6 protein-coding genes are annotated in these 10,310 nt (G+C 53.0%); all 6 read right to left on the bottom strand.

The features are described from left to right. Positions 1 to 144 precede the first annotated feature (144 nt). Positions 145 to 3,045, bottom strand: coding sequence for a hybrid sensor histidine kinase/response regulator (locus tag FF011L_RS10455; RefSeq protein WP_145351626.1), 2,901 nt, complete (start codon positions 3,043 to 3,045; stop codon positions 145 to 147). Positions 3,046 to 3,379: 334 nt separating this feature from the next. Next, positions 3,380 to 4,687, bottom strand: coding sequence for a glycosyltransferase family 87 protein (locus FF011L_RS10450; RefSeq protein ID WP_145355199.1), 1,308 nt, complete (start codon positions 4,685 to 4,687; stop codon positions 3,380 to 3,382). A gap of 236 nt (positions 4,688 to 4,923) precedes the next feature. Next, positions 4,924 to 6,507 (bottom strand): ABC-2 transporter permease, encoded by a 1,584-nt coding sequence (locus FF011L_RS10445; protein WP_145351625.1) that lies wholly within the window; start codon positions 6,505 to 6,507, stop codon positions 4,924 to 4,926. Beyond that, positions 6,504 to 7,463, bottom strand: a complete 960-nt coding sequence (locus FF011L_RS10440) for an ABC transporter ATP-binding protein (RefSeq protein ID WP_145351624.1) — start codon at positions 7,461 to 7,463, stop codon at positions 6,504 to 6,506. Before FF011L_RS10440 ends, FF011L_RS10445 begins: the two co-directional genes overlap by 4 nt. Continuing rightward, positions 7,460 to 9,802, bottom strand: coding sequence for a hypothetical protein (locus tag FF011L_RS10435; protein ID WP_145351623.1), 2,343 nt, complete (start codon positions 9,800 to 9,802; stop codon positions 7,460 to 7,462). Before FF011L_RS10435 ends, FF011L_RS10440 begins: the two co-directional genes overlap by 4 nt. Continuing rightward, positions 9,799 to 10,077, bottom strand: a complete 279-nt coding sequence (locus FF011L_RS10430; RefSeq protein WP_218933120.1) for a hypothetical protein — start codon at positions 10,075 to 10,077, stop codon at positions 9,799 to 9,801. The genes FF011L_RS10435 and FF011L_RS10430 overlap by 4 nt, the downstream gene beginning before the upstream one ends. Positions 10,078 to 10,310 lie beyond the last annotated feature (233 nt).

The following is a 10,310-nucleotide window of genomic DNA, read 5'->3' as shown; positions in this document are numbered from 1 at the left end:
TTCCCACTCCGAAGGCTTACGCCGCCAGCAAGTATCTGTCGCCCTCCGGGCTACGTGTTCACGCGGCCCCAAGTAGACTCCTCAACGGCTGCAAACCCGTCATTTATTGATTCCACGTCCCGAGCGAAAGGCGACAATCGTGTCTTACTTAGGGCTATCGAACGCCAGCAAGATTTCTCGAAGATCTTTGCTTCGAAATGGCTTAGCCAAGAATGCGTCAGGACGCATCTCTTTTTGGTGAATAAGTTGCTCGGCATCCTCGGAATAGCCACTGCAAATGATTACAGGAATTTCAGCATTCTGTTTGCGAATAGCCTCCAGCGTCTCCAGCCCTGACATCTCCGGCATGGTCAAATCAAGCATCACAACGTCAAATGGTTTGTCCGCACCGAGTAGTTCCAGACCAGCTTGACCTCCAATGGCACAGACCACGTCATGGTGCAATCTTTGCAGCATCAAGGACGTCGAGCGCAGGACCATATCGTCGTCATCGATCAACAGCACCCGCTTAGGTCGCCTCACCTCCTCCGACGCAAGCGAATGATTTTTCACCGGAACGGGTACCGCCGGTTTATCTGATTTTGGTAAATGAATCACGATTTCTGTCCCCTTTTGATAAACCGATTCACAAAAAATTCTGCCACCATGCTGTTCAATCACTCCAAGGGCAGTTGCCAAGCCAAGCCCTGTCCCCTCCCCGATCTCCTTCGTTGTAAAGAACGGTTCAAATATTTTATCCAACATCTCGTGAGGAATCCCCCCACCATTATCGCAAACACGAATTTTGACCGTCTGTCCAATCTTATCGAAGGTTGAATTCTCCGCATGAATTCGAATCACCCCAGGCCGCTTGCGCAGCGCGTCACGCGCGTTAAGGCAAAGATTGATTAGGACCTGCTCTAACTGTCCAGCGTCCGCTTCCACCGGCCACAGATCCTTCGAAACATCGGTACGGAAATCAACATCGGCGCCCAAAGTCGAACGCATCAAACCGGCAACTTGGTCAATCAATTCGGTAACCTGAATCGTCTTTTTACTGAGCGTCGAGCGTCGGGAAAACGTTAGCAGGTGATGGGTGATGTCCGACGCGCGTTTGACCGCCGCAGAAGCGATGGCGATCGGTTCAGCGACCGTCGAAGAATCGGGAGCGGCCACAACCTGGTCTAGGCTAGCCCCGATCACATGCAGTAGGTTATTGAAATCGTGAGCAACCCCTCCCGCTAACCTTCCAATGGCGCGAATCTTCTGCGACTGGACGCACTCTTCCTCGAACCGTTTTCTTTGGGTGATATCGTCAAAGGTCCAAATCCGGCCGAAATAGACTCCCTCATCATCAAACACCGGGGCCGTATAAACCGACAGCCAGCCTGCTGGAGAAACGGTTTCAAACTCGTTTGTTTTTGTCAAAGCCGGATTATCGAAAGCCGCTTGCCAGAAATTGTTGAACGCCGCGGTTCGACTAAACCGAGCTCCCAAGTGCGTTCTTAACACAATCGCGTCGGTCACCCCTAAATCAATCGATTCGCCAATAATTCGCTCCAGATCTTCATCCGTCTGGGAAACCTTCCGGTCTAGATCAAAAACAAGAATGCCGTCGCGAACGGCTCTCGTCGCCGCCGATACCCTCGCATTCAAAGACCGTAATTCTTGAGTCGCGGCCAAGACTTGGCGGCGCAAACTAAACTGCCATAGCAAAACCACAATCAGAATGCCGCCCAGGAGTAAAAAAGCCCACTTCAACTGGGCCAAGGTCCACTGCAATGGGATCACTAGGATTTGAATTTTATCCAATTCGTCCCCTCGCAATAAAAAAGCGGCGTTCATAAAGTCCGCGTCCGCGACATCCACCACTCCCGTTAGCTTGATCCGGGAACCGACCGGGTATCGCTTTCGCTGGGTCGATATGTAAGTCCAGTCAACACTTTCCGGGGCAGGAAATAGTGCAACATAATTCACTCCCCCTTCGGATAGCCGCAGCGTGGTATGACGCACATCAAACAGAATCTCTTCGACGGTCGATTCCAGAGTGGCATTCTGGTAGAAGGCTTGGCTTTGCAGAATCGCTTGAGGAGTCGTTTCTTTTGCCCGCAGCGTATTGCCCACCGAGACCAAATGCATCCACCCGACTCGCTTATTCTCCGCCGATGCTTGCTTGCTCCATTCTCCATCGGACTCAGGGACGACCGGGACCAAAGAGACGTCCACTAAATCACCTGGCGAGAGCACTATCTGCGGGATCGGAGACAACCGGTAACCGTCTAAGATCAAGTGATCACTATCCTGAAAAAGGACGACCTTATCCGTCAAAACATCCGCTTCAGGAATCTTCGCGGCCGCTTCCTCCGGATCGACAATCTGCAACTGATCGCGAGACATCATCAAGATACGCAGGCCGTCAAATGGATCGTTGGCGAAACCGGCGTCTTTTTCTAAATAGCCCCACAACTTAACCCGCTTTCCTGCCAACTGGTAACTGGCTGAATCCGACGTCGTTGTGTGGAGTTTCGCGCAGAGCTGGAGACCGTTATCGCGAAAGGTAAATTGAATCTGCGATGGAGATTCGAATACGGATTCGACGATTCCTTCATACTCGACGTATCGCCAAAGCTGTGGTTCGCCATCCTGCACGACAGGGATCGATGTGAGGTCTCGGTTTAAACCTTCGGCCAAAAATTCTAAATCGTCTACCTGGATGAAACCTTGGTGCACGATGTGTCCGCGGATTCGCAACTGATCACCAATCGTGCATTTTTCAACGACGGACTGCAGTTCAGCGCTGATCGTACACCATCGTCCAAGCCCCTCGTTCTGGACTCGAAACCGGTTCCAACCAGGACTAACAAAAGCCAATCGAACTTTGATGTCGAACGGAAAAGACTGTGCGGGGCTTTCCCGCATCCGAGATCGCATTTCAGGGAAACTGGTGATCACGCCCGCTTCGCTTGCTTCGATCGAATTCGCAATCAAAGATCCAGCCGGACTAAAACTGAATACAAGCAAACCGCACAGGATCCAATTCGACTTCAAATGGACGAAAAACCACATCGATTTCGATTCCTCCAAGGATCCAACACGGTCACCTGAAAAGTGAAATCAAAGTTGGCTGAGACAAGGTCGTTCCAACCAAAGAAGTTTTGCAAACTTAAGGCGGCGGGGAAGAACCCCGTTGAACAGAATAGCCAATCGCCCCGCTCAAAAATGCCAGTGAACGTCTGTACTTAAACCCACAGCCAACACCTTCTCTTCTGGTCCATCCGCCTTATATCTTTAGCGGAAAAACGGTAACCCGCTGCTTGAGTAAAGCAGAAAAGGCTGGAATCGACTTGCGCGGCGGGGCATCCGATCAAGCGCCGGCCAGCGCTGGCCCAATGCCATTTACTTAGGCATCTGCGGGCGAATCATAAGAATAACGGATTGCAGACCAGCAGAGCATCAACAGAACAAGCGTCAAACAAACTCCGTTCAAGCTAGTCACAACTTGGATGAACCTGTCCGAAACGTTCACTCGATCGATAAACATGCGGGTAGATAAGTAATTGAATAGCGGGATCAGCAATCCCAGCCCGATCCCCCAGCGATACATTGCCGGCAACCGCGTCCAGAATTCACTTTGCCCGACGACCACACCGGCTAGCGGAGCGACCACCAACAACGCATCGTACGACTGGTGATAAAGTGAAACCAAGGTTGCTACCAAAACCAATGCCCCAGTAACTCCGGTCAAGCCATCATCCTCACCAACGGCGGACCGGCGCAGTAGAACCCAACAAGGGATCACCAACACCGCAAACATGCCCCAAAGGTGGACAAGGGCCCCGGGATTGTGACCGGTCCATTTTGCGATGATTGCCAGCAAATCCAATCGGGTCCACGAATGCACCGGCATCTCGTCAAGCTCGGCCTGATGAATCTCTTGCGTCTGAGAAATTTGAGCGACGATTTCTTGCATTCCCACATACATGCTTTCTTCACTTTGGTGGTATGCAATCCAAGCAAAACCGACTGCTGCGAAAAAGACAGACAAAAAAGCGCCTCGCCAGATCGCCCGATAGTTTCCGCGTGCGACCAGCAGAATTCCCAAAGGCAGAATAAACGTCGGCTTGGACGACGCAAGCAGCAACCCCACCGCTGCCAACCAGGGGCGTTTCTCGGCCTGAGAAATCGCAAGGAACGACCCTCCAATAAGCAGTAGAGTGAAATACCCATCAAACAAGGTGATGTGCCCTCCACGCGAAAAAACAATACCCACGGCCGTCCACAGAAACACCGATCTCTGCAGTTTTTCCGAGGAGGCCACATCCTTTGCAACCAATTGCGCTATCGCTAAAACGACACCGATCGAAAACAGAAAGTAACCGACTTCGGCAACGTGCAACGGCAGCAACGCAAACGGCACATGGAGGACATAAATCGAAGGCGAGAAGAACGGGACGCTGCGGGCCACCGGAAAACGACTCGCGTACTCCTGGCCGTAGGGGCTGATTCCTTGCAGCCAAGCGGCCGCCGGAAAGTAAACTCCGTTGTGAAAATCACAATACCCTTGCCGCGTCGGATCGAAGGGACCGGGCGTCTGGTACTGTTTGACAACGCGCGCGGCCGTCGCAGCCAATCCGACAACCAACAATGCCACCGCCAGCCACTGGGCTGCCGGCAAAGAGAGCCACCGCGTGACGCGATTTTGTGACATTGATTGAGCAGGCATGAGAGGGCAAACAAGCTTCCACGTGAAGCACCAAAAAGAAAAAGAAGATCAAAACGGACTTCTTATTCTAATTAGAACTTTAAACAGCTCCATCGGTTTCAGTTCACCAGCCGCTTTGAACTCCACCAAACCATCTCGACAGACACAAACGTTTTTTTGTGGGGTGGAATGATTGCGTTCCCAATATTCGTTGCAGCCGAAGCGTTAATGCAGCCGCAGCGTTAATCTTCGTCGTCAGCGGTCCGCTGCTGTTCAACCCGCACGCGTTCGGGGATTGGCAGTACTTGAGTCAACGTCCCACGTCCCAGAAAAGCTGCTTGCGCTAGCAGACAAAAAACCCCGCCAGAAAAAACGATCCAATGCAAATCACGGCGACCGTTGCCGATTTGCTGAATGGTCCACAGCCAATTGGCAAGCTGCCACTTCGAATAGGTCGGACGCGATGGATAGTCGGCCCAGACCATATAAATGCCATAGGGAATTATGCAGCATAATAGCGCGATGATCGACAGCAACGCCAACCCGACGGCAGGTCGAAAAACGGCATACCGCCGCAGCGCCCCAGCACTCCAGCGGACCAATGTCAGCAGCAGAACCAAGTACCCAAAAACGGCCAGCGAAACATTCGCGACAACGTCCTGCAGCGGGCTCCCCGCTGGACGCAGGTAGTACAGCCCTCCGCTGACAAACAGCATTGCGATCGCAGCCCCTGTCGCTGCAAACAATAAACCGGTAACCGGTCCCGGAATAAACAATGTCAGAAACAGCCGCCCCAGGAACGAAGCGGGCAATCCACGGCGGACACGCGGCGTCAGGTCCCCCGATTCAGAAGCCATCATGGAACCCAGCAATGCCCAGTAAACCGCATACCCTACTCCAACCCAGGGAAGGATCATAAAGATGACACTCCCCAAACCTAACAACCCTTGATTTGAAGTTGCAAACTGCAGGTTTTCGACCACGACATAGCCAAACAACCCAAGAACGACCGTCAGCTGTATCAATAACGCAGCTCGAACTCGAGTGGACCGATTGGAACACGCAGGCGCCAACAAAGCCGCCGAGGCGGTCATAAAGACGTAACTCGTACTGGCGACAATCGCGACGCCGCTAAAAGAGAGGAACGCGCGTACCCAAGTGGACATCGCGTTGGCCTGCTGAATTAATGCGATTGCCTGAGTACCGATCAGGTATTCCGCAACCAACAGAACCCCAACCAAAGCGAATAGTGCCGTCAGTTGGCCTGTTCGCCCGGAAGGAACTGGCGCGAGAAACAGCCCAAAGATGGTCAATTGAATCGCGGCCAACAAAACCAGCGACAAGAGAACCGCCAAGGTCGGAAAATCGATTCCCCGTAGGGCATAGGCGTAGGCGACACATGGAATCAGGACAATGAAGTAAAGCATCATTTGCAAAAGGGCACTGCAAAACTTGCCCATCACGATCTGCATCGGCGACAAAGTGGTCACCCGAAGCAACTCCAAAGTCCCATCGTCAATCTCGACCGCCAACGAACGGTAGGCAGCGACAGGAACGACAAACAACATCGGCACCGCAAGCAACAAGTAATACCCCACCAGCATCGGAGCCGCCGAAGGCCTGTAGTACAGCCCCGGCATCAGCATCATGCTGCCGACGACCGACCAGCCAAAAGAAGCTAACAGTAACAGTGAAAAGGTCACCAGAAACTGGCGGCTCTTTAAAGATTGCCGAGTCTCTTTTACCAGAATCGGATTCAATGAATCGCCCAGTCGTTCGCACGACGCCTCCCAGCGCAGCAAGCGTTCCCGCCACTCAGTGATCATTGGACCAGCCCCTCGGTGACATGCAAGAAGACATCTTCCAAACTTTTCTGATGAGCGTGAATTTCGCTGATTCGACAGCCGTCCTGAATGAGAGCAGCAACCAAGTCGGCCTGCGCTTCTTCGTCTCCGCTAAAATCGAAACGAAGTGTATCTCCGGCTACAGAAATCGACTGACAGTCGGAATGAAGCGTCAACCACTTTTCAGCCGCGACCGGATCGGAAACCACCCGCAACCGAATATCGCGGGTCTTTCTTTGCGCTTCTTGAATCGCTTCGACCGATCCCGTGGCCAACAGACGGCCCTGTTCGATAATCCCAATCGAATCACACATCTCCGCTAGCTCGGTCAAGATATGACTGCTGACCAGGATCGTTTTGCCTTCAGCCCCCAATGTTCCGATCATATTTCGCAGTTCAATCCGAGCTCGAGGATCCAGTCCTGCAGCCGGTTCATCCAAAATCAATACGGCGGGGTCATGAACGAGGGCTCTGCCTAAACAGAGCCTCTGCTTCATCCCTTTGCTCAGCCCACTGATTGGCTTGTGCTGCATCCCTCGAATTCCGGTAAAGTCTGTCACCCATTCAAGGCGTTTCTGGCGTTCCCTGCCGATCAACCCGTATGCACGGGCAAAGAAGTCGATGTATTCCCAGCAGCTAACGTCTCGATAGCTACCAAACGCGTCGGGCATGAACCCTAGTTTCCGACGGACCAGTTCCGGATCATGGATAACGGAAAAACCATCCACAAATGCATCGCCATACGTTGGCAAATCAAGCGTCGCCAGAATTCGCATGCTGGTCGTTTTCCCAGCTCCATTTGGTCCGATATACCCGAACACGCTCCCCTTCGGGACATGGAAGCTGACGTCTTGAACGGCAACGGTCCGGCCGAAGATACGATACAACTGCTGAAGTCGAATCCCTCCAGCATCTAACCGGTGATAGCCAACTGTCATTCCCAGGTCCCAATCACAAAATGGATACTGTCCGACAATCTCGCTTGCGGACGTGCAACGATCGCTTCGGTGACATCCGCCTCTGCGGTGAAACTGCCCTCAGGCAGATTCCCTGTCGTCTGCATCCACTCGCGAAGCCGGTTTTCGACGATCCCATCCTGTAATCCCTGCGATGAAGAAGGCAAACCACTCAGCGTCGCAGAAAGACGGTCGGCACCGCGGTATCCATTTTGATTGGAGCGTCTTCGCTGAAAACCTTCTGGCAATTCCGGCATCGTTTCGGTGTAGATGGGGCGAACGATCGCAGCGATCTCGCTTTCGTCTCGGACCTCAAGTGAAACCTGCTCCGATGAATCGACCTGTTCGGCAAACCAATAAGTCCCCTGAAGGTCTCGCAGCAAGACGTTTCTTAGCGGATAAGGAAAACGATTTTTTGCGGTGGCCGTTTGTGCTCCGTCCGAGGCAGCATCCGAGACGGAAAGTTGAATGCCACCTAAACCGCCTTGCGGGGCAAACGTTACAAATTGTCGTTGCTCGCGACCGGGCAAAAAACCATGCTGAAAGATCTGTTGGTCGGGAGTTAAACGAATCTGACCGACGGTCGAATCTGGCGCCGCGAAGCGAGGCCGCCCCTCAGCTCCCTGGGGGTAAGGATAGACCGCTGTCTGAGCCGGAAACTGCAATCCATCGGTCGGCTGGATTCCGGCAAAATAGGTTGCTCGCGACCACTCCAGTCCTCGGCCTGATGCACTGTGGACCCATGTCACCTGACGCACGCGTCCCTGATACCCAAGGCCATCGGAAACCAACCCATAAATGCCCATCGCCATTGTGGTCAACAATGCAAAAACGGGTGCGGCAACCAGCATCAAATAGATCCGCGACAACCGACTGGAAACGTAGTAGGCCACGGGCCCCACGAAAAATGCGAAGAGTCCCAAGAGGGCAAGAAAAGAAAAGACCGGCGGTTTCGCGACGTCGGCCAGCACCCAGTTCCAATATCGATTGTCCCCTATCGCTGAATCGACCCCGCGACGAATCATCGCTGTTGAGCGGCTTTGATTCATTCCCAGCAACGTTTTCCATTCCGGCTTTGATCCGGGGAAGGGATACGGATCCTGTATTAAGACGATTCTGCCGGCAACATATTCCCGGATCCAAACATGATCGCGAAGCCGCTGAATTTCCGCCGGGGACAAATCACTTCGAGCCGCCTCGAAGAGCCTATCTTGCATCAATTTTGTCGATTTATTTAACGCAAACAGTCCGTTCGCAGCGTCTGCCGAACTCGCACCATAAAGCCACAGCGTTCCGCCAGCCGCCGCGAAATCCTGAATCGCATGGAATTGTTTGGGTGATTCCAAGGCAACCCTTTCCAGCATCGGAAGCGGCAATAACAGCACGTCCAAGCCGTCGTACCCAAGCCACGAATCCCACAATTCGTCTTCATCAAGGACCGCTCCGAAATATGGCGAGATTTGCCTTAATGAATTGCGACGGACGTCCTGCCTGGAATCGCTAAACTTGCTGACCCTCTGAAAAAAATAATCCATCGAATGCCTATCCCCCGGAGCGATTCCGCGAGGACCTTGAATCGCCCCCCGATAACGGAAATTTCCGACTTCTCTGAGCAGATTTTCCAATTCAGGAACCGCCGTCCATTCCGGCGGTTGCTCGCCCGCGACAGGGTCAACCAATATTTCGCGAGGCAGTAGAACTCCGATTTGGTATGGCAACAAATCCAACGGGACAGCATATTTCGCGCTTCCGGCAATGATTTGATACCCAGCCAACAGTTGGCCCGCTTCGCGAATTTGGATCAAATAGCGAGAATCGAACGTGTACTGCGGGAGGTAGAAATCCTTCGAGACCACCGAATCTCCTTGCGTCAGCACAAGGGAGCTCGTAACCACACTGCGGATCCCCGATTCGAAACGTTTCGTTTTCCTATCATCTAGTGGAGTAAAACTGACTTCCAACGTTCGTTCGGAGGGGAATGTTGTTGTCGATTTCGCGGTCATATGAACTGGACGGTACCCAATCGAATTCGCCGGGATCGTGAAGATATCTACCGTGAAACCATCCGCCATCCGCGATTGCAACGGAAGCGTTACCCGCCAGTCCGACGATTTAACGATTCCAACTTCCAGGTCGTTACGCTCGTTGCTCAGACTCCCCTGCGGCAACGAATCAGAACTCTGGCGAGGATCGATTTGCTGCGAAGTGGCGGACAACGGCGCAAATAAGCAATAAACCAATGGGCACAAGGCAAGCAATCGCGTTGGGCGTGCCTTGGCATCATTCGGTACCGGCGAAGATTTATAGAGTGCAAACCTCATTCCACGGGTACGCCTTCTGTTGTCGGCGTCGGAATCGAATTGGGGATTTCCGGCGGGGCCGCGTTTCGTCCGTAGGGGTCTCGGTCTTCGATCGGTACTCCTAACCGCTTGGCGATCACCGCTGGGACCCAACCAATCAGAAACAACAGGGCCGCCATTGTGAAAAAACTAAAAACAATCAAGACTGCGCCGATCAACGCAAACAGGATCTCACTCCCGCGTAAACCTTCGCGCACGGCCCAGGTGATGACAATCGCTGCGGTGAAACAGACCATAAAAGTCTTGAAGGAAAACTGAAATCCTCCGCGGCCCTGCGAATCTTTCGAAATCGAATTCCAAGGTCTCAGTACCATAGCGTTCGGAGCCCGACCAAGAAGAGAAGAATAGAAGAGTCCATCTGTGCCGCTTCGCCGCCACAAAGGGCAATCATAGCAGACTCCCCGGGTCGCTTGCTACTTTCTGCCGGCGACGGTTAAACTGACAGTTCGGGACGAATCAAGCTGGTATC

The organism is Roseimaritima multifibrata, assembly GCF_007741495.1.
Lineage (GTDB): Bacteria > Planctomycetota > Planctomycetia > Pirellulales > Pirellulaceae > Roseimaritima > Roseimaritima multifibrata.
This window is presented reverse-complemented; position numbering and strand designations above follow the sequence as displayed.

What these genes read in the sequence shown, in the direction of transcription:
- FF011L_RS10455 (WP_145351626.1), bottom strand. Translation starts at nt 3,045, where the DNA reads ATGTGGTTTTTCGTCCATTTGAAGTCGAATTGGATCCTGTGCGGTTTG.
- FF011L_RS10450 (WP_145355199.1), bottom strand. Translation starts at nt 4,687, where the DNA reads ATGTCACAAAATCGCGTCACGCGGTGGCTCTCTTTGCCGGCAGCCCAG.
- FF011L_RS10445 (WP_145351625.1), bottom strand. Translation starts at nt 6,507, where the DNA reads ATGATCACTGAGTGGCGGGAACGCTTGCTGCGCTGGGAGGCGTCGTGC.
- FF011L_RS10440 (WP_145351624.1), bottom strand. Translation starts at nt 7,463, where the DNA reads ATGACAGTTGGCTATCACCGGTTAGATGCTGGAGGGATTCGACTTCAG.
- FF011L_RS10435 (WP_145351623.1), bottom strand. Translation starts at nt 9,802, where the DNA reads ATGAGGTTTGCACTCTATAAATCTTCGCCGGTACCGAATGATGCCAAG.
- FF011L_RS10430 (WP_218933120.1), bottom strand. Translation starts at nt 10,077, where the DNA reads ATGGTCTGTTTCACCGCAGCGATTGTCATCACCTGGGCCGTGCGCGAA.